Consider the following 20045-nt stretch of genomic DNA (forward strand, 5'->3'; position numbering starts at 1 on the left):
TGTCTGTAATATTAGCAAACTAGAAATAGTTTGTCACTAGGAAGTAGACAATTTTTGTCTACGAAACTGCAGAAATGTTCCTATTTTGCCATATTCCCATTCGACAAACCACCCTTGCTCACACCTCGCTATCACTCTCGCAACCACGCGCCAAAAACAAGACCCCTACTCAACCTATTCGAGCAGGGGTCAGCATATGCTATCTATTTCGGTTGCTGCAACAGATCGGTGTAGACTTTTGTCGTTTCGGCGACCAGTCTCCGCATCGTGAACCTGCGGTAGACCATCTCCTGCCCCGCTTTCGCCAGCTCCAATCGACGCTCTTTGTCCTTCACCAAGAGACAGATGCTCTCGTAGAGTGCTTGCGGGTCGGACGCCGGAACGAGGATGCCATCCTCGCCCGACGTGATCACCTCGGGCGAGCCGCCGACCGCCGTGGTGACGACCGGGACGCGCGCCGCCAGCGCTTCGAGGATCGACAGCGACAGCCCTTCCGACAGCGAGGGCAGGCAGAATACGTCCAGCTGTGGCAACAGGTCTGGAATGTCTTTGCGGAAGCCGAGGAAGCGCACATACTGTTCGATGCCCAGCGCTTTCGCTTCCGCTGCCAGCTCATCGTGCAGGTCGCCGTCGCCAAACCACGGGAAGACAACATCCTGTCGCTCTTGGACGATCTGCTGAATCGCCTTGAGCAGATAGGTCAGCCCTTTGACCGGATGCAGCCTCGCCACCGTGCCGACGATCGTCACCTCATCCGACACGCCGATCAGATCGCGCAGCGATGTCTGCGGCACATGTTCGACCGGCTCCTCCGGCAGTTCGATCGCGTTGTGGATGACGTTCATCTTCGCCTCGGGCAATCCGATCTTAATGAAGTCGTTTTTCATCGCGTGCGAGACGAGGATGAAATGATCCACATAGGGCCAGGTGATCTTCTCAAACGTGCCGAACAGCGTCCGCTTCCACGCGGCCGGATAGTCGAGCGCCAAGTTGCTGTGCACCGTCGTCACCGACTTGGCCGGGTAGCCTTCCGACTTGTTCGCCAAGCGCCCGATCATGTTCGCTCGCACGCCGTGCGTGTGGATCACGTGCGGGCGCCAGTCGCGGATCAGATCGCGCAGCGGATGCAGGCCGCCCATCGACTTGGCATCGCTCTGCAACACGGTGGTCGGAATGCCCAGCTCGCGAACGCGCTTGGCGAATTCGCCTTCATAGAAGGCGGCCACCTGCGGGTGAAACTCATGAGTGTCTAAATCGTTGACCAGCCCGAGCAGGTGCTGTTCCGCCCCGCCGAACTCTCCGCCCCCGATCAGATAGAGGACGCGAATCGGTCTCTCCACATTGCATCCCCGCCTGTCCTTTTATGCTTTCGCCTTTCCAGCCTGCAATCGAATGCTCACATAGAGCAGTGCGATCAGCGTCCAGAAGTGCGTGATGACGTTCAGGTCTTCAAAAATCGCTGCGGTGAAGTTCTCCACCAGCATACCAAAGAGTGCGGCGACGATACCAGCGTTCAGCGCGAAGAGGAACGTGTCGCGCTGCTTGGAGCCGAACACCGCTTTCACCCCTTTGATCACCGGGGTGAAGACCATCGCCACATAGGCGAGCGTGCCGACGATCCCGATCTCCGCCAGCAGTTTGAAATACTGGTTGTCGATCCACGTCGCGCCCGGAACGCCGTTGCGGGTCGCGACCGAGTCGCCGACAGTGCCGATCCCGGTGCCAAACACCGGATACTCTTTAAAAATCGTCAAGGCGCGCGCCCAGAACTCGACGCGACCGCCTTCGGAAGCTTTCTGCCAATACTCGGGCGTGAAAGCGAGGGTCAAGCGCGATACGACGCCTTCCGCCACGAACGGTGCGGCGACCAAACCTGCGATGCCGACGATCGCCAGCCACTTGTTGCGGGTGATGATCGTATAGACGAGCATCCCCGCGAGGAAGCCGATCCATGCACCGCGGGAGTAGGTCAGCACCAGGCAGACCAACATCAGCAAGGATGCGCTGCCGTAGATGATGCGACCGCCCCAATTTTTCGCCCACAGGGTCAGGGCGATGGCGATCGGCGTGATCAGCACCATGAACCCGCCAAGCGCGTTCGGGTTGCCGATCGAGGAGAAGACGCGAATCTTGATGCCTTTCTCCACTTCCGAGTAGGTCCAGGACGGCGGTGTTTCCCAGCCGGCCAGCTTTTGATAGATACCGAACGCAGCCACCAGCGCCGCCGCGACGATCATGCCGTGCACCATGTCTTTGATCGTGTCTTCATCATCGATCAGCGCGTTGAGCACGAGGAAGTAGAGCGACGCTTCCAACAGAGTGCGCACACCGTCGAGCACGATGCCGATGCTCGCGTGCGCTTGCACCCAGTGGTCATACGGCGTGATTTTCAGCACCGACGGGTTGATCACCCAGTTGGAGATCGCCGACAGAATCGTCGCGACAAACGTGAACAGGATCAACCAGTGCAGGCGGCTCGCCTTCCAATCGACGCGGCCTTCCACCTTCGACTTCCAGAAGAAGAGCAGGTAGAGCAGGAAGATCAGCCCTTCCTTCCAAGCAGGGATCAATGCCCCGATCAGCGGCAGGTCGCCAAACAGCTCCCGCAGCATGTAGTTGATGATCGAGAAGAAGGAGAGGATCAGCAGGACGTAGTAGGTCAGGTCGCGCACGCGCTGCGCGCGCAATCCCAGTTGCGGTTGTGTCTGCATTATTTCTTAGCTCCCTTCTTCGCATCATCTGGGCGCAGATCTTTCAGCGCCTTGGCGAACATGTACGCGGTCGCCGCGCGGTCTGCCGTATCGTCCGGCTTGAAGTTGCCATCTGTGTTGCCCTTCGCATATTGGTTGGCGACCAGCGAGCGGATCGCCTTTTCATACTTATGTCCTACGATGTCTGGCAGCGGAAACGCCGTCTTCTCGTTGACCGGAATGTCGAGCGCTTGTACGACCCCATTTGCCAACTCACCGCGGGTGACCGGACGATCTGGCAAAAATCCGCTCTGCACATCGAACGGAATCTGCTTGCGCTTGGTTGCTTCTGCCACCACCGCAGCCGCCCAGTGCGAGGTCGGCACGTCCACATATTCGCTGTTCGCAGGCGCGGTCAGCTCCTCGATCTTCACACCGTTGACCTTGAGCATCAGCGCGACCAGTTCGGCACGCGTTATCGGCGCTTCCGGATAGAAGTTCCACACCGTTTCATCTCGGCCTTTCATGTAGCCATGATTGTACATGTACTCGATCTCATAGACCGCGTAATGGCCGGATGGGACGTCCTTATAGATCGTCGAGCCAAACGGCAATTCGTAGAAAAAGACAAGTGTCATGAGATACAGTGCCGCCATGATCCCGGCGAACCACTTGAACGTCGATTTCCTCTGCATGATATTCCTCCATCATTCCTTTTCGTTCAAACGCAATCATTCAATAATTGTAAGTCTCAGGCTCCTCCGCGTCAATTCACAGCTTGTTGACATTCTGTTACGATTAGAGCTGAAGGAGGGAATTCTTCGTGCTCACATCCTATCGCACCCTGCTCGCACCAAGCGAAGAGACTATCATCATCAAAAAATCTCGCTTCATCGGCTACGCGACACCTGTCGCGTCAGAAGAGGAGGCGCTCGCGTTTATTCAACGGATTCAAAAGCAGCACTGGGATGCCACCCATAACTGCTACGCCTACGTGTTCGGCCCGCATCAGGAGATTCAGAAGTCGAACGATGACGGCGAGCCGTCCGGCACGGCTGGCAAACCGATCTTAGAGGTGATCAAAAAGGAAGATCTGCGCAATGTCGCCGTTGTCGTCACCCGTTACTTTGGCGGCATCATGCTCGGCGCAGGCGGCCTGATCCGCGCCTATTCGCAGACGGCAGCAGCCGGCTTGCACGCGGCGGGCATCGTCACCCGCAAGCTGTTTCAGGAGATCAGCATCGCGATCGACTACACTTGGCTCGGCAAGGTGGAAAACGAGATCCATGCGACAGACGACTATCACCTCGATCGCGTCGAGTACATGGATCGCGTCACCGTCTATGCGCTGGTTCCCGTGGAAAAGGCGGACGCTCTGCACAAGCAGATCATCAACGCCACCCACGGACAGGCAGAACTGCAAAACACGGAGCAAAAGTATGTATTCGAACAGGACGGACGGTTGATCAAAACGGATTCCTGATCCCGTAGTTCATCGTCTCCCGGTAAAACGTCTGCACGATGCGCGCGTGGCGAAGCTGTTGGAGGGCAAAATCGCTGCTCTGCAAACACTCCACCTTCTGCCCGCCGCAAAAGAGCAGCGTACAGCATGTCGAGGTCTTCCCCGGCACCACCCGGTCGATCAGATGGGGCGCCACATACCCGGTCGTCCCATCTTTTTGCACCCGGGGCAACCGCATTTTGATCGGCACGAGCATCAAGCTCGGCGCGATCGGAAGCGGCACATACAACCTTCTCCCCAGTATTTCCCCATATCGCTCCCTAACTGCAGTCAGATCGACTCCAAAATGGCGCGCCACCCCTTTGAGCACAACGGGTACAGGTCGCGGATCATTCCACATCTGTCCATCCTCTGTCATCACTCTCGTCATGTCTCCTCCGCCTTCCACATATACAGGCGCCAAGACGGCCAGATCATAGACGAACGATTCGGTCGGCGCGGTTTGCATCAGATCGCATTCGAGTTGTAGAAGCTCCACGTTTCCTTTCCCCTTTCATCACTACTTCACCTACATTTAAATCGGCGTTTATTACCATATTTTATTTTTCTAGGTAAATTGAGTCAACCCAACCTTTGACAAAATTCGACTCCCGTTCGACCTGCGCCCAGTCGACGGGCACCCACTGCTCGCTCCAGCCCGAGTTGGGCTGAGCTGACTTTTGTCCCCGTGTTCACTCGATCGCTATGCTGATGTTGCGTATACGACATGGCACGGGACCGGTCCCCTCTAAGGGGAATTTGATATGCACGGCGAAGATCGCTGGCAAGCAACCGTTTTACAGGCGCAGCAACAGGATGGGCAACAGTTGATCGCACTGCTCGACGAGTTTGAAAATGTGATTCAAGGTGCCGTCGCACGCTTCTATGTGCCGCCTCATGAGCGCGGCGATCTGCTGCAGGAAGCGTATGTCGCTTTTCTCAAAGCTGTTTACAAGTTTGACCCGACGCGAGGTGTGCCTTTCGCCTCCTATGCGAAAGCGAAAACGCATGAAGCGACTTGGCAATACATGCGCGTGCGCGGGCGCAACCAGATGCGGGAGCTGGCAGACAACCCGCTTGCTGACGATGAGGGGGAAAGCATCTCTCTGCTCAGCCTATTGCCCGATCCTCAGGCGGAAGAGTCGTTTTGTGAGCTGGAATGGCGGTCTTTGCTCGCCTCCCTCTCTGAGCGAGAAGCGCTCGCCGTCGAGAAGATCATGATCGACGGCATGTCGATGGCCGCTCTGGCTCGTCAGACGGGCGTGTCTGCCGATACGGTCAAGACGTGGAAGCGGCGTGCGCTGGTGAAGATTCGGGAGGAGCTTGGAAAGGGGAAGGAGTGAGGGAGTGGTGAGTAAGTAGGGTCGTGATAGGGATGGCAGGTTGGTGAGCTTGCGAAGAAGCCCCTTGCGCAGAATTGGCGCAAGGGGCTTTTACGGTGCTTTTGATGATTTCGATCAGGAAGCCTTGCAACCATTCTTTGGATCATTAACTAGATATGCTACTATTAGATTTAACATATTTTACTTACGGCGGTGACCAACATGAATGACTCGTATCGTAGAATAATAGGAGCACGAATCAAATCCGCTCGACAGAATCGCAAGTTTTCACAGGAAGAATTGGCTGAGGGCGTCTGCTCTCGCCAAACGATCAGTTTGCTAGAGAATGGGCAGCACTTGCCGTCTACTGAGTTTTTGAAGAAGATTAGCGATAAGCTCGAAATACCCTTTCACGAAATGTTGGGTGTTGAAATTCAAGAGTTTGAAGCAAAGATACAACTCGACATTCTCAAAATCTATGTGGAGACAGAGGACTACGCTTCCGCAAGTTCTTTGATCGAGCAACTTGAACTTCGGGAAGATTTGCTCGAGTATCAACGCCGGGAACTCATGCTGTTTCATGCAGAATGTTTAATGCGTACAAAAAGGGTTGATCAAGCGATACAAATGCTAACCGACATGAAACTGCGTCTGGAACTTGAGCATGAACCGAATGATCATCTGGCAGCAATTCTATACAATAAGCTTGGGAGCGCCTATTATCTAAACTCAGACATTGTAAAAGCATACTCGACCTACCAGCAGGCTTATCAGATCAGTCATCGCTTCCCGTTCAATGTGACCTCTGCCGATATCGTGTTTAATTTAGGAATGATCTGTAGTCTGATGAGAAGAAAAGAGGAGGCCCTTACCTTTTATGAAATCGCTCAACAATATTACGTCGAAATCTCCGACAATCGGAGATTAGCTGACACATTATTTAACAAAGCATTAATTTACCGGCATCTGAACGACCTTTTCTCAGCCGAGCAGTGTCTACAACAAGCATTGGCATTGTTTGCATCACTCAATATGCCCCAAATGGCCAACATCGTCAAAATGGAGCTTGCATATTCGATCCTGTCAGCAATTGATCCTGACCAAGCTGTTGTCGACCTATTGAAATGTGCGGAGACGTTTGAAAGGTATGGTGACACTCAACGTGCAGTCTACACGTATACGAGACTTGCTAAGTTATTGATAGGCTACAAACGATATGATGAATCAAAAAAATATCTTCTCCTTGCCTTAAGTAAATTCACAGATGATGAATCGTTCAAACTCCCTCGCTTCGCATTTCTCTATCAAATATTCGGCGATTATTTCTTACAGATCCAAGAGTTTGACAAAAGTATCGAGTATTTGATCAAATCAACGACCTTATTTAATAAGATGGGATTATTGAATGATGCCGCGGAGTCGTTACAATTGTCTGCAAAGGCATACGAAGAACTGCAAGAGATCTACCGGAAGTTAGCAAGTTCATCCTGACCGGATCAAAACCGCCCTATAATGCATCAGCGGAGGAAATGGTGAGAGCAAAGTTGGATCAATCGAACCAAGTTCGGGGCGTATCAAGAATTTTGTGTGAAGTGTAGAAAATGATCATAAATATATCGCGTGCTTCCCTCTTTGGCATATAGGCGATATTTAGCTCTTTGATGCCGATGACCTGCTTGCGAATCGTGCTGTTACTGCTGTTGGTGGACACCCGTGACTCAAACATTCCCCCGTTTGACCCTGAAAACAATCTGTAAAGACCCTCTTTATTAAGAAGAAACAGCAGTTATCTAGATGAAGAATCGCTGCGACCGTGGGATGATAATCACAAATATGATATTATTATGTTCAATATATATCAGTTAAACGGTGGTGATCAACATGAACGAAGCATATAAGAAAATAGGCGAGCGGATCAAACATCATCGACTAAATCGCAAACTTTCTCAGGACGAACTGGCAGAAGGCATCTGCTCTCGGCAGACGATCAGCCTTCTTGAAAATGGGCAGCACTTACCTTCTACTGAGTTTATGAAGAAGTTTGCCACGAAGCTCGGAATTCCACTTCACGAAATTTTAGTCGATGATACAAAGGAATTAGAAGTTAAGGTGCAGCTTGACATCATCAAGGTGTATGTGGAAACGGAAAACTATATCTCCGCAATTCCTTTAATTGAAGAGCTTGATCAGCTAAAAGATCTACTCGAATACCAACGCCGAGATCTTATCTTGTTTTATTCGGAATGTCTGATGCGGACAGGTAGAGCAGATCAGGCAATTGTAAAACTGACCGAACTAATTCAGCGGCTGGAACTTGAACGTGAATCGGATGATCATCTAATGGCGACTTTGTACAATAAGCTCGGAAGTGCTTATTACATGAACGCTGACAATGTGAAGGCATATTCTACCTACCAGCAAGCATATCAGATCAGCCAACGCTTTGCCTTCAATTTGACCTCTGCAGACATTGCGTTCAACTTAGGAATGATTTGTAGCTTGATGCGAATGAGAGAGGAGGCTATGAATTATTATAAGATAGCAAAATCGTATTTTGATGATGCATCGGATGTGAAAAGACTTGCCTACACTTTGTTTAATTTGGCCTTGGTTCACCGTCAATTAAGAGAACTTCCAATTGCTAACAAGTATTTGCTACAAGCTACAGCAATCTTTGAATCGCTGAACATGATCAATCGTGTAAACATAGCAAAACAAGAGCATGCATATTATGTCTTATCAGAAACCGAACCTGAGGAAGCAATTAAGAATTTACTGCAATGTGCCGTAGAGTTTGCGGAATTAGGTGATACTCCCCTTGAAATTTATACTTATTCAAGACTAGCTAAGGTACTCATCAAATATAATCGATTTGATGAATCAAAAGAGTACCTCCTAACAGCATTAGGAATGATTCCCGAGAATCAATCGTACAATCATCTCTGTTACCCCATACTTTTTCAGGTGCACGCCACCTACTTACTCCATGTTAAAGACTTTGAGAAATGCATAGATTACTCTTTCAAATCGACAGATATTTTTGATAAAATGGGTTTGTCAAATGACGCAGCAGAGTCGTTACAGCTTTCCGCAGAGGCGTTTGAAAAACTCGGTATGTTCGATAAGGCATACCATTTGCAGCGAAAAGTGTGTGATTTGTTACGTCAAGCTAAAGACAACTAACCCGAGAGGGGGGAATAAGATGATCCGGAGAATATCATTAATTATTTCGGTCACCCTGTTCGCCATTGTTCTTTCCATTGAACTGTTTAGCCCGATTGTAACGGAAACAACACCTAAATCGAATATTGGCGAATATATAGCTACAGATTTGCCGATTGGTCCTCTTTCAAGTAAGAAACCAAGCATATAGTAGGGCAATGTTAGGAGCTCCCTTTCTACAAGGGAGCTTTTTTTATTGCCAACGTGTGCTAATCCCCCTTATAAAACCGCTGACAACATTTTTTGTTTTTTGGCATCCAATATTCCGTTAAATTAAAGATAGTAACTTTTATTTGAACAAAAAGTGGTTTATCCACAACAAATATCCCACCGGAAGGAGATAAGCAACATGAATACTCATCTTTCTCTCGGACAAAAAATCAAACAAATCCGCATGAAAAAAGGTGTCACACAGATTGAACTGGCAAGAGGGCTTTGTACACCGAGCATGATCTCTCAAATCGAGAGCGATCGGGCTCGACCGTCCTATAAGATTCTTTTCGCGATCTCAGAGCGATTGGACGTGCCGCTCGAACATCTGCTGAAAGATGTGAACCTCGATCTGGAACACACCAGCAAATTTAAGATGGCGATCAGCATGGTGCGTGCCGGAGAATATCAGACAGCCATCCCTTTCCTTCAAGAACTCCTCGACCAACCACAAGCCCGCATTCCGACCGTTCAAGTTCGGCTCGAACTGGCAAATTGCCTCTTAAAGATGGGTTTTGCAACCGATGCGATCCCGCATCTGAATGATGTACAGGGTTGGGCTAGTGCACGCCAGGATCACTCGATTCTCGTCACCTCGCTGATCCAGATCGGACTTGCATACAAACAAAAGAACGAATATTCTGTTGCCCTTTTCCATGTACAGCGAGCTTTAGATGTTCTGGAGAAGATGGAGGAGATCGAACCTGTCCTTCGCGCAAAGGCATTGACTGCGCTTGCCTCCATCTATGAGGAAACGGGAATGGCGACCGATGCGGCTCGATCTTACGAGGAAGCCCTCTTGCTAAATCGCGGGGGAATCGAGGAGCGCGGGGCGACATTCCTTCGATTGGCCGAAACGTACCACCGAATCAAAAACTATGAAAAAGCGGATGAGTACGCAACAAAAGCTTTTACGCTCATTGATGAACTGCTCCACCTCGAACAGCAACAGGAGTGGAAACATCGATTGGTTATGCTCAATCGCAAGCGCGAGAACTGGAAAGGATCGATTACCGATCTGCTTTCGATGGCAGAGGGATACGAAGCGGAAGGCAAAAAAGAGAAGGCAGGTATTGTCTATACGGACATCGCCTTGATCTGTTCGGAAAACGACGAGCTTGATGAATCGTGGGCGTTTGCGGAGAAAGCCAGAATGCTTCTTCCCCCTACCCATCCAGCGATGGGACGTGTACACCGCGTGTTGGCATTCGTATACTGGGGACGCAACGACGCTGATCGCGGTCAAAAACATTTCGAGAACGCAGCAATCATTTTGGAACGGCATGGGAAATTCACCGAGCTTGAGGCGGTCACTCTGCAGATGTGTCACCACTTAAAACAGACGGGTCAGCACAATGAAGCCTTCACTCGCCTCGAACAGTTCCACACCCTGATGAAAAAAAGAATGGCTCAGCGCGGCATCGTGCTTTGACTATGAAAATCAACAGACTTGCACACCGACCCTCTGATTGGTGTACAAATGCCCTCCTTGCATTTTTGCAGGAGGGCATTTCAGATTGCAGACAAACGCCCTCATTGCTCAGCAACAAGAGGGCGTTTGTCTGCAGTCTGAAACTCCCAGTCTACAACTGGGAGTCCCAACTAATCTAACTCTTTTGATTGCGCCAGTACAGTACTTGTATACCGTTGATGTTATATACATCGAGGATATCTTTGCACAAAAGCTTCAATTCATCTACCTCCTTACTTTTTCGTACAAACTGAATGATTGCCTGAAATCCATTTCCAAAGCATTCGTAGTTGACAAATTTGAATGGCTTAACTCGTCTTTCGTTCGCCATGTAACTCCAAATCTTCAGGATCGTGTCGGTAGAAACTCTTTTCTGATCGTATTCTTCTACGCTTCCCAGCGTTTTGACTATAATCTGGACGTTTGTCCCTTTTTTTATTGGGAAATCTGGTGGCTGGTATACAGTCTCAAGATCATCAAATGTAAATTCTCCAGTTTCAAAAGGATGGCCCAAGTCTTCTCCCTCCTAGACACCATATCGACCAGTTTGTTTCAAATCGTGGATTCTATTGTCTCATGCTTGATTTTAGTCTGTGTAAATCGTGTCTGCAGAAAGTAGAGACCGCACACACGGTGGTATGCGATCTTCTATCGTATGCAGTGGGATCTACACCTTCTTGTTCACCCAAGATATCATTTGGATGCCAAAATAGTTATACACATCTAAGATGTCTTGACATGCTAGTTTTAGCTCGTCGACAGTCTTGCTTTTTTTCACAAATAAAAGTTTTGCCTGAAAGCCAGTTCCAAGACATTCATAACTGACAAGCTTGAAGGGCTTTATTCGCCTGTCATTGTAAATATACATCCAGTTGTGGAAAATAACATCAGTCGAGTAAGTGCCTTGGTCAAATTTTTCGATGCTAGTTTCGGTCTCGACCCTTACTTCAACGACCGTCCCTTTTTTGACTGGGAAATCAGGTGCTTGATAGACCTCCTCAATGTTGTCCCACTTTTTCGAACTGGAATTAATAGGCTGGTCCAAGTCGTCTCCCCCCAGGAGTTAATTTTAGAAGGAATCCCCCTATAGTAACGGCAGCTCCTATTGTTGTTAGTATTTTACGTACTCCATTCTCTTGAATGTACAACTCATACCTCGCCACACCTGCTTCTGGAAAAGTAATGTCCATCTTGATATTGTCCAAAACGGTGATGTTCGTTATGGGGCTGAGTTTCGAACCTAGTTGATAGCCTCCATACTTTCTATACAACTCAAGTTGGACTTTCGGGTCTTGTTTACCACCACTCGGCTTTATTTCCCATACTTTTGAACCAAGTACAACATCTGCTTCATAACGCTTCTTTTTCCCGTTGACAGTGGCTGAAATGCTTTCCTCTAAGACTGGAATTTCCCCGTACACCTGATAAAGTTTCTTGGCGACGTGGATTTGTGCGATCTCATGAAACGAGAGGAAGAGAGCATTAAATGCTGGCTCTCCCTTATCGTACCCATCCGTTAAATCGGGTGCAAAGTAGGTGAGACCATTTGCAAAAAAGACAGCGAGGGAAGCTTCAGTAGAATTGAACCCGCCTTTGATGTAGGTTTTCGCAATACTTCTTAACGCCCATGTGTAGGCATGTCCACTCGGATCAACGTAGGAAATTGGGTTGTTAGCAGAGTATGCGTACAAATTTTGGGTCAGCGGTTCCGTTAGTTTTCCTTCGAGTGTATCCTCAGTGAGGAATCTTCCCTGTTTGGGATCGTACCAACGCGCTCTGAGGTACTGCAATTCTGTCGTTTCATCCCACATTTCACCAGAGTATCGAAATGGGTTGGACACCTTTTCTGTCTTTGAGAGCGGGTTCCCCCAAATGTCGTACGTGTACTTGTTGAGCAATGCTCCTGTACTCCCTCGTATCTCCGTCACATCTCCATGACCGTTGTGCAGGTAGTACGTCATAACTCCTTGGCTATCTGATTGCGCGATCAAGCTATTGCCACGAATATAACGGGTCTTTAAGGAAGCACCCTCCTCCGTGACATCTGCTTCTGCGATCACTTGCTCCTCATCGTAATAGTACCGCGTCACCTTTCCGTTTTCCTTCCGCTCATAGAGCAAGCCATCGCCATTGTAGATATAGTCTACAGTCTTCCCAGATTCCATCGTCACCTTGACTAAGCGATTCCATACATCATACTCATAGTCTGCAGCTTGCACCTCCTGCTCACGTTCACTGGTCATAGAATCACGATTCCCTCGAGAATCATATAAATAGGTTTCGTTGAATTGGCTGTTTTGCTTAATTCGCCCATTCGTGTCGTACCCAGAGTGATAGGTGTCGAAGTTTTCGGTTTTTTGGGTTTGATGCCCTGCTACATCGTATTGATACGAGTAGGTATTGAGAACTGTCCCTAGATGGTATTTTTGGGTAAGCGTCGTAAGACGCTTGTTCTCACCATAATTCATCTCGGACAACATTCCATTTCTTTGTGCCTCGCTCTTGAGCTGCCCGCTTGGCGTATAACTATACGTCACCTCTGGTGTACTCTCTCCTTGAAGTGTGACCGACTCCAACCGATTGCGAATGTCTCTTACATAATTGATTTCTTGTCCGAAGGGATCGATCATCTTTTCTCGGTTCCCTAGCACATCGTATTCGTACGCAATGGTTTTGCCATCGGGAGTTTGGACAGAAGACAACTGCCAGAGCTCATTGTAGCCGTAAACGGTCGTGCCTGTTGAATCGGTCATCTGACTGCGCTTTCCGGCGGGATCATAGGAATAAGTAACAGACTCTCCACCGCTTCTTTTTTCGATCAGAAGATTGCGGTTGTTATACGAATAGGTCTGAACTTGTCCTTTGCGATCCGTCTTCTGGATCAAATTTCCGTTTCCATCGTAGGAGTATCTTTCAATTTGGCCTTCAGCATCTTTCTTTTCAATCAGACGGTTTATTGCATCGTACTTGTTCTCCTCCACTTTATTGTCAGGGTAGATTGTTCGGATGCGATTGCCACGCATATCGTACAGGTACTGTGTTGCTTTTCCTTCTGGATCTTTTACTGCGGTCAACTCTCGAAGTGAGTTGTAGCTATACTCGCTTGCATTGCCGTTCCCATCTTCAGAACGAATGAGATCGCCAGCATAGTTATAGCTATTTTTTTTCAAAACCTGAGTTTCTGCTGACTTTACTAATTCTTCCCGAACCTCACGTCCGAGCTTATCCAAGTGAATTTGAGTAGTAGTGCCGTCTTCATCAATGGTTTTCCGAATACGGGCGACGTCATCGTACAGGTTTTTAATTTTGCTTTGATCTGCGTGTGCGGTTTCCAGCACCCTGTTCCAAGTGTCATAGGTTGCTGTTGTACGCCTCCCTAATGCGTCCTCCGTCCAGATTTGATTCCCATAGTCATCATATCCAAGCTTCGTCTTGTATTCACGGATCCCGTTAGAAATAATCCCTTGTTCCGTTTTCCAACCCAACTGGTTCCATTGTGTGAAGGTGACATGACCAAGCTCATCGGTCACTTCTGCGTAGTTCTGAATATCGTTATATGTTGCGGTACGTTGAGTCAGATCAGCATGCTCCTGGTTGATCAACCGATCCAACTTGTCATATTGAAAGCTTGTCACATTTCCGTTAGCGTCAATGTGTTTCGTGAGATTGCCACTCAACGGATCATATTCAAATTCTTCAACGACTATTTCAGACCCGTTTTGCAGAATAGTGCGTCGTGTTGGAAATGCAGAATTATACTGTGTTCCATATGTCGTCTTCTCGGTCGTTTGATCATTCCCATTTTTGATCCGGGTACTGGTTCGGTTCCCATACCCATCATATTCGTAGTTCTCCTCACGTAAAACGGTGTTGCTTTGATCGGTAACACGATACTGTGTAACATTGCCCTTGGCATCATGAAGAAACGAACTAGTCAACGAGCTTGTAGGACTCACAGGCTCGGTCACACTCGTCAAGAGATGTGTCGTCGTGTTGTACACGTAACTCTTTCTCGTGCCGAGAGGATCTGTTTCGGTCAGCAAGTTTCCATATTCGTCATACGTCTTTTGAATTGTAACCGCATCGGAAACCTGTCCGTTTTTGGCCGTAGTGCTGATCAAGGTAGAAGGGATCGGCAAACGTCTTGTTTCGTCATACGACTTTTCAACAGTTCTCTGCTCATCGCCAACCGTTTGAGTAACTTTTGTGTTGTAGTAAACGGAGCCTGTTGCTGCATCAATATAATCTTTTTTCTGATCAAATTTCGAAATGACCCCATTATTTTGGATTGCTACGGAGAAATTCATGTCAGTGTTGAAGGAACTCCCCATATCTCCTACATAGGAGATTGTCTTGATGTTTTTGTTCTCGATGGAGCCATTGCTCAAGAGCAATTGATCTGCGGCGCTCGCAAGTCGATATGTCTCTGTTACAGCAGAAGCAGCGAGAAAGCGTTTGGTCACGTTCAGCTCGTACTGATAGTTGGTCTTGGCTCCTGTTGGATGTGTCACCCCAGTAATCAGAGCAAACGGATTGGATGTGTTTGGTGTTGTACCTAATAGGTTAAACTTTGCCGCCTTGACAGCATAGTCGTAAGTGGTTCGCCGACCTGCCACATCGGTGACCGAAGTGAGCAGTTCTTTATTGTTCGCCGTTGAGGAGACTTGCTTGGTGTAGACTACGGTGCGGTCACCTTGAGAAATACGTACATCTTGCGTGGAGTAGGCAATGTTGATCGAATTGCCAAGCGAATTCTCAATACGAGAAAGCACCTTTCCATAAGTTGCACTTGTGGAATAAATGAACTGTACGTAATTTTCGTTAGCATCGACGATTTTGATCAGGCGACCATCAGAGCTGAAATACTGTCTGGTCTTGGACGTCTCATTTCTGACAACCGAAGTAGAGGTTACCCCATTCACTACAACAGAAGTGTCAGTAGCATAAGAAATATTCTTCCACGGATACCCTTTTAACGAAATTCCTGATATCTCATAGGTACCTCCATCTGCCAAGTGGACATATTTTTTCCCGTTTTTCGTTTCTATAGACGGAATCTTCCAGCTCCATCCTGTACCGATTGGGTACAAAGTTTCCGTATATTTCTTCACAGTCCTGTTGTAATAATCTGTATATGACCCAATCACAACCGACTGAATCTCTGGTGTTGTATCATTAAAATAAGTGACTTCTCTTACACTCATATAGGTGCTGTCTCCCCCCCAAGAGCTATATGAGAAGATGTTGCCATTGTTGTTCTTTATCGTATTGCTCGCAGATTGTGCCTCAGTGTATGTTGAATAGATCCCAGAAGTCAGGGTTGAGTATGTTGGGCTACCAATTGATCTTGTTGTGTTAGCAGAAACTCTGCCAACACTGTTATTCACCGTTGTATAGATGTATCGCCAATAAGGTAATCCCCCACTGGTGTTCCATGGTCCATAGCGTACTGCGTTTGCTTGAGTGCTGATTGCAGTAGTGATTTCGCTGTTGGTGTAGTATGTGGTAGTTCCAGTCTTGTTTGTCGAAGAGACGACAATGCCAGCAGTATAGTCAGCAGTGCCATTACCATCACGATCTTCCTGAATATCGGAGATTTCCGTCCATGTAAGCTTATACCCAAGAGCTTCACGTTGAGTTTTGACATCAAAAGCGACTCGATAGCCATACTCATTGACATTGGTCGAGCCGACATCCGTATCATAAAGCTGGGCTTCTTGACTCGAATAGGAGCGTTCCAACGCAAAGTTAAAGCCGTTTCGCCCTGTTAGAACCATATCGGTCGAGTTTAGAGTCAATCCGCCAGAAAGTGTTGAAATGTTGTCGTTCCCAAGGGGAACGGTATAGGGTGCTTCGTTAATTTGTTCGCCTAATTCTGGTGGTTGCGGACTACTTGGCTGGCCAGCAAGGGCCATCTCAAGTTTTGGTTCGAAGGACTTTCTCTCTAGCTCAGGATCGCTTATGACTGTGCTTTCTTTCTTTTGCGAATCATTTTTTTGTTCAGCTTTGATCTTCTCAATGGTGTCCTTATAAGACTTCTTTTCGGATTTTGAAATTTGTAATGCAGCACCTATCTCGTTTAACGTGTATCCGCGGTTCATTTCCTTTTGAAGAAACTCTTTGGTGACTTTGTGTTGCCGCGCAAAACTTTCGGTCGGTTTCTCTTTAGTTTTAGATGTATGCTCTTTTTTATCTACTACTTCTGCATATGCGGAAGTAGTTGCAGTGAGGATCAAAGAAAGTACAAGCAGGTATATCAAGAACCCCTTTTTCCTTTTCATGAAAACATCACTCTCCCAAATGGCTTGTGACCGGCATATTAGTTCTCGTCCAAGAGACGTTATTGAATATCATCAAAATCCGACTTGAAAATTGTGAAACCATCGACCGGGAGTGGAGCATTTGCTGCGTAAGAGGCGGCGATTTCAGTAGCAGTTCGTGCTACGGAAGACATACGCATATCTTCGTACAGAGTGTTTAATTGATTGCCAAGATCGCTGCTCCCGACGGTTACCATCCCATGAACTTGACCAGGCAGTTTCGGCTGCGCAACCGTCGCAACCTCTGTGCCGTCAATATACACTTTCAATTCCGAACTTTTCCAAGTCATCACAAAGCGATGCCATCCTACTTGGGTGAGCGTATCTGGAAAGGTCACGCTCGAAAATTGACCTAAGGGGTCGTACGAAGTCACCCTCCAATATCGATAGATAGGATGATGCGTTACGTTGAATCCGAGCTGTAGACCACCGATTCTTTGATCGATTCTTAGCATAGTTCCCTCATCTTTTTGTAGAAGGTCGTCTGTTACATAGAACATGTGCTCCCAAGTACCTTCCTCCATGCGAATCGGTTGGGGCAGCGGAATTTCAAGCTTTTCGTTTGATCGATAATTGAGGGTGAAGGAGGTAGCGCTATCATGGGGTTCTTTTTGAATCCATTCCAAGCTCAACTTGGCTTTAGCTCCATCGATAAACAGAGCGCTCATTCCGCTCACATTGCTGTGGGAGGTGGTGGTGAAGCTCACCTTGTACCAGCCGCCCCCTTTGTCGCGGATGGTGGCAGTTCCGCCATTGACAAGACCGATCTCCATCATCGCCAGATCGATCTCAAGACCGACGTCTGACAGGGCTGTGCCGTCCTGCTGAACATAGTTGTTCCTCAACTTAAACTTTGCTCCAGGAGCCGCGTGATGTTTGCGAATCCAAAAGGAGTCGGTCAGGACACCACCGTTTGCCAACCATGTTTTATTTTGCATGTATCCAAAACGGTCGCCGCCCGTGTCTGTCTTCTCGATTTCCAATCGTTGCGTGTTCGGAGCAACGCTACCGATCCCAGTCGCCGTTCCCGTCACATACTCGCTCCAATCATGTTCTCCATCCGCCCAACGAGGATGCGCCAAAAAATTTTGGGTGCTTTTTTCCACTCCGATCGCCTTACCTAGATTGCTGGGCAGTACCCAAGAAGTGACTTGTTCCTTCTGTTCGAGCTGGAGACCATCAAGGAAGAAAGGAACCGCCTCTCCCGTCTCATCAGTTGCTTCAAACGCATACTGTAAATTGACCTTGCCATCCTCGTTTAAAGCTGCCACAGTCGTGCAGACGATTCGCTCCCAGTTTCCACTGGCAGTCTCTTGGGTGCAAAGTTGAAAATCAGGACTGCCATTCGCCACATCTAAGCGGATCTCGGCACCTGCAGTTGAGCGCACATAGGAGGAGAACGTATAAAGTTTTCCCGCCTCTCCGCCTAGTAAGGGAGCTTCAAGTGCCAGATATCGCTCCGATCCGGTTGCGACTATTTTTAGGCTGCTTTTCCCTTCCCAAGGTTGTTCTGCTGAAACATCTATCGTGCCATTGAACGGTGTCGTTCCCCAGTGCTTACTTTCACCGGTTGCGATGTCCTTGGGCAAAAGATTCTGGGAAGATCGGTCCGAAAAGAATCCAGCCTCTAAACGAGGTTCATGATGAATCAATGGCTTTTGCTCAGAATTGTAAGATTTGCTGGAGCGTTGAAACTTTAGCGCGAGGTTCTCTACTCGTTTTACCCTTGTCAGGTTCCCATTGGCATCATAGCCGAAACTCCGGATCACTTTACCGTCACGAACAATCTCCATCAGTCTGTTGTTTGCATCATATCTGTAGACATACGTTGAGCTTGCATAGGATAGATTGGTAGCTAGCAATAAAGCGGCAACCATGACAAGCAGGAACATCATTCGATGAAATCGCTTCATTCGTATCCCTCACTTTTATAGAATCACAGTTTAAAAAGCGTCCGAGTCGGTGATGATTTACAGTTGTGTGTTAAGAAGCAATAGGCAGACCCCCTCGGGATTGAGAAAATAAAAAAACATGTCATGACATAATATTATTTTAAACATATTCTATTTGCAATCATTAATACATAATTATTTGCATTTAGAGGCACTAGTGTTTACCAATGATTTACTTAATGCCCCCCAGCTATCTACCCAGTTACTAGCCCTAATCTGAAAAGTTCTCAACAGCCCATCAGGAAAATGTACAAGCCAATTCTGACGATCCTGAGTCGAGCGAATTCTATCCTCCCCTCCCTCATTCCAACAAAAAAAAGACCCGGAGCTCACACTCCGGGTCTTTCCCCTACCCACACTTATCTACTCTTGCTTGGCACCGAGCGCAAACGTCAGCTCTGCCTCGCAGACCAGCTTGCCTTCGACCAGGGCTCTCGCTTTGCCCTTGCCGACCGGGCCTTTCAGGCGGGTGATCTCCACCTCAAGGCGCAACACGTCGCCTGGGCGCACCTGGCCGCGGAAGCGGCAGCCGTCGATGCCGCCGAAGAAGGCGAGGCGGCCTTTGTTCTCCTCTTTCGCCAGCATCGCCACCGCGCCGACCTGTGCCAGCGCCTCGACGATCAACACGCCCGGCATGACCGCATAGCCCGGGAAGTGGCCGGCAAAGAACGGCTCGTTGATCGTCACGTTTTTGATGCCGACCGCACTTTGGCCGATCTCCAGCTCCACGATCTTGTCGATCAGCAGGAACGGATGGCGATGTGCGATGATGCTCTGAATCTCTTCAATGTTCAAGATCGTCTCCATGCTTCGAGACCTCCTCTTGTTCCCCTTATGTATTGCTAGATGTTGATCGATTTGAAGCGGCGCATGTAGTGGAACGAGATCACAAAGGACAGGATGATCACGCCCCACAGGTACGCCTCCGCATACGGCCAACGGAACATCAGCGCGACGAGTGCCGCGTAGTACAACACGGTGTTCAGCTTGCCCCAGACTGTGGCCGGCACCGTCTTCTTCCCCCTGGTGACATAGAAGACGGAGGCGACGATCATGCCGAGGTCGCGGAAGATCAACAGGCCGGCCATCAGCCACGACACCCGATTGTCGATCACGAACGAAAGAACGACCGACAGCATCATCAGCTTGTCGGCCAACGGGTCGAGCATCTTGCCAAGCTCGGTGACCAGCTTGTACTTGCGCGCCAGATACCCATCGAGGATGTCGGTGAGGCCGGCGAGCGCAAGCACGAGCAACGCCACTTCCATGTTGTATTTGTAGTCGGAAAAAAAGACGAGAAAATAGACTGGAATCAGTCCGAGTCGAAACACCGTTAAGATGTTCGGTACGTTCATGA

General features: G+C 48.6%; 16 protein-coding genes. 6 read left to right on the forward strand and 10 right to left on the reverse strand.

The window, feature by feature from the left end:
* Positions 1 to 203 precede the first annotated feature (203 nt).
* From ACFSOY_RS09110 to ACFSOY_RS09120, 3 genes are read right to left on the reverse strand one after another with little or no spacing between them, the layout of a single operon-like run.
* Positions 204 to 1340: a glycosyltransferase gene (locus ACFSOY_RS09110; RefSeq protein WP_386045859.1), complete on the reverse strand. Its 1137-nt coding sequence runs from the start codon at positions 1338 to 1340 to the stop codon at positions 204 to 206.
* Between the two features lie 21 nt (positions 1341 to 1361).
* Entirely contained in the window at positions 1362 to 2711 is a 1350-nt protein-coding gene (locus ACFSOY_RS09115; protein ID WP_386045861.1) for an O-antigen ligase family protein, read from the reverse strand.
* A complete protein-coding gene (locus ACFSOY_RS09120) occupies positions 2711 to 3385 on the reverse strand; it encodes an S-layer homology domain-containing protein (protein ID WP_386045863.1) in 675 nt (224 codons plus the stop codon). The genes ACFSOY_RS09115 and ACFSOY_RS09120 overlap by 1 nt, the downstream gene beginning before the upstream one ends.
* A 128-nt stretch (positions 3386 to 3513) precedes the next feature.
* Here ACFSOY_RS09120 and ACFSOY_RS09125 point away from each other — a divergent pair, with 128 nt between their 5' ends.
* Entirely contained in the window at positions 3514 to 4173 is a 660-nt protein-coding gene (locus ACFSOY_RS09125) for a YigZ family protein (protein WP_386045865.1), read from the forward strand.
* Here the strand turns inward: ACFSOY_RS09125 and ACFSOY_RS09130 are convergent.
* Entirely contained in the window at positions 4157 to 4690 is a 534-nt protein-coding gene (locus tag ACFSOY_RS09130; protein ID WP_386045867.1) for a hypothetical protein, read from the reverse strand. The two genes, ACFSOY_RS09125 and ACFSOY_RS09130, sit on opposite strands and share 17 nt — an antisense overlap.
* 265 nt (positions 4691 to 4955) lie before the next feature.
* On the opposite strand from ACFSOY_RS09130, the gene ACFSOY_RS09135 reads away from it, so the two are divergent.
* The 5 genes from ACFSOY_RS09135 (at position 4956) to ACFSOY_RS09155 (ending at position 10377) form a co-directional block, all read left to right on the forward strand.
* A complete protein-coding gene (locus tag ACFSOY_RS09135; protein ID WP_386045869.1) occupies positions 4956 to 5534 on the forward strand; it encodes a sigma-70 family RNA polymerase sigma factor in 579 nt (192 codons plus the stop codon).
* 201 nt (positions 5535 to 5735) lie between these two features.
* Entirely contained in the window at positions 5736 to 7004 is a 1269-nt protein-coding gene (locus ACFSOY_RS09140; RefSeq protein ID WP_386045870.1) for a tetratricopeptide repeat protein, read from the forward strand.
* A 390-nt stretch (positions 7005 to 7394) separates the two neighbouring features.
* Positions 7395 to 8696: a helix-turn-helix domain-containing protein gene (locus tag ACFSOY_RS09145; protein ID WP_386045872.1), complete on the forward strand. Its 1302-nt coding sequence runs from the start codon at positions 7395 to 7397 to the stop codon at positions 8694 to 8696.
* A 19-nt stretch (positions 8697 to 8715) separates the two neighbouring features.
* Entirely contained in the window at positions 8716 to 8886 is a 171-nt protein-coding gene (locus ACFSOY_RS09150) for a hypothetical protein (RefSeq protein ID WP_386045874.1), read from the forward strand.
* 198 nt (positions 8887 to 9084) lie between these two features.
* Positions 9085 to 10377: a helix-turn-helix domain-containing protein gene (locus ACFSOY_RS09155; RefSeq protein WP_386046791.1), complete on the forward strand. Its 1293-nt coding sequence runs from the start codon at positions 9085 to 9087 to the stop codon at positions 10375 to 10377.
* Between the two features lie 175 nt (positions 10378 to 10552).
* Here the strand turns inward: ACFSOY_RS09155 and ACFSOY_RS09160 are convergent, their stop codons facing one another.
* From ACFSOY_RS09160 to pgsA, 6 genes are all read right to left on the reverse strand, one after another.
* Complete coding sequence (locus ACFSOY_RS09160) at positions 10553 to 10930, reverse strand: hypothetical protein (protein ID WP_386045876.1); 378 nt, start codon at positions 10928 to 10930, stop codon at positions 10553 to 10555.
* A gap of 153 nt (positions 10931 to 11083) precedes the next feature.
* Positions 11084 to 11461, reverse strand: a complete 378-nt coding sequence (locus tag ACFSOY_RS09165) for a hypothetical protein (RefSeq protein WP_386045878.1) — start codon at positions 11459 to 11461, stop codon at positions 11084 to 11086.
* On the reverse strand, positions 11445 to 16697 hold the full coding sequence (locus ACFSOY_RS09170) for an RHS repeat-associated core domain-containing protein (protein ID WP_386045879.1): 5253 nt from the start codon (positions 16695 to 16697) through the stop codon (positions 11445 to 11447). The genes ACFSOY_RS09165 and ACFSOY_RS09170 overlap by 17 nt, the downstream gene beginning before the upstream one ends.
* Before the next feature lie 59 nt (positions 16698 to 16756).
* On the reverse strand, positions 16757 to 18649 hold the full coding sequence (locus tag ACFSOY_RS09175; protein ID WP_386045881.1) for a phage head spike fiber domain-containing protein: 1893 nt from the start codon (positions 18647 to 18649) through the stop codon (positions 16757 to 16759).
* A gap of 402 nt (positions 18650 to 19051) precedes the next feature.
* Complete coding sequence (gene fabZ, locus ACFSOY_RS09180) at positions 19052 to 19486, reverse strand: 3-hydroxyacyl-ACP dehydratase FabZ (RefSeq protein WP_386046793.1); 435 nt, start codon at positions 19484 to 19486, stop codon at positions 19052 to 19054.
* 44 nt (positions 19487 to 19530) lie between these two features.
* Positions 19531 to 20043: a CDP-diacylglycerol--glycerol-3-phosphate 3-phosphatidyltransferase gene (gene pgsA / locus ACFSOY_RS09185; RefSeq protein ID WP_386045883.1), complete on the reverse strand. Its 513-nt coding sequence runs from the start codon at positions 20041 to 20043 to the stop codon at positions 19531 to 19533.
* Positions 20044 to 20045: the final 2 nt, after the last annotated feature.

Source organism: Tumebacillus lipolyticus (assembly GCF_042682745.1).
GTDB classification, from domain to species: Bacteria; Bacillota; Bacilli; order Tumebacillales; family Tumebacillaceae; genus Tumebacillus_A; species Tumebacillus_A lipolyticus.

What these genes read in the sequence shown, in the direction of transcription:
- ACFSOY_RS09155 (WP_386046791.1), top strand. Translation starts at nt 9,085, where the DNA reads ATGAATACTCATCTTTCTCTCGGACAAAAAATCAAACAAATCCGCATG.
- ACFSOY_RS09150 (WP_386045874.1), top strand. Translation starts at nt 8,716, where the DNA reads ATGATCCGGAGAATATCATTAATTATTTCGGTCACCCTGTTCGCCATT.
- ACFSOY_RS09170 (WP_386045879.1), bottom strand. Translation starts at nt 16,697, where the DNA reads ATGAAAAGGAAAAAGGGGTTCTTGATATACCTGCTTGTACTTTCTTTG.
- ACFSOY_RS09135 (WP_386045869.1), top strand. Translation starts at nt 4,956, where the DNA reads ATGCACGGCGAAGATCGCTGGCAAGCAACCGTTTTACAGGCGCAGCAA.
- ACFSOY_RS09140 (WP_386045870.1), top strand. Translation starts at nt 5,736, where the DNA reads ATGAATGACTCGTATCGTAGAATAATAGGAGCACGAATCAAATCCGCT.
- ACFSOY_RS09115 (WP_386045861.1), bottom strand. Translation starts at nt 2,711, where the DNA reads ATGCAGACACAACCGCAACTGGGATTGCGCGCGCAGCGCGTGCGCGAC.
- pgsA (WP_386045883.1), bottom strand. Translation starts at nt 20,043, where the DNA reads ATGAACGTACCGAACATCTTAACGGTGTTTCGACTCGGACTGATTCCA.
- ACFSOY_RS09175 (WP_386045881.1), bottom strand. Translation starts at nt 18,649, where the DNA reads ATGAAGCGATTTCATCGAATGATGTTCCTGCTTGTCATGGTTGCCGCT.
- ACFSOY_RS09120 (WP_386045863.1), bottom strand. Translation starts at nt 3,385, where the DNA reads ATGCAGAGGAAATCGACGTTCAAGTGGTTCGCCGGGATCATGGCGGCA.
- ACFSOY_RS09145 (WP_386045872.1), top strand. Translation starts at nt 7,395, where the DNA reads ATGAACGAAGCATATAAGAAAATAGGCGAGCGGATCAAACATCATCGA.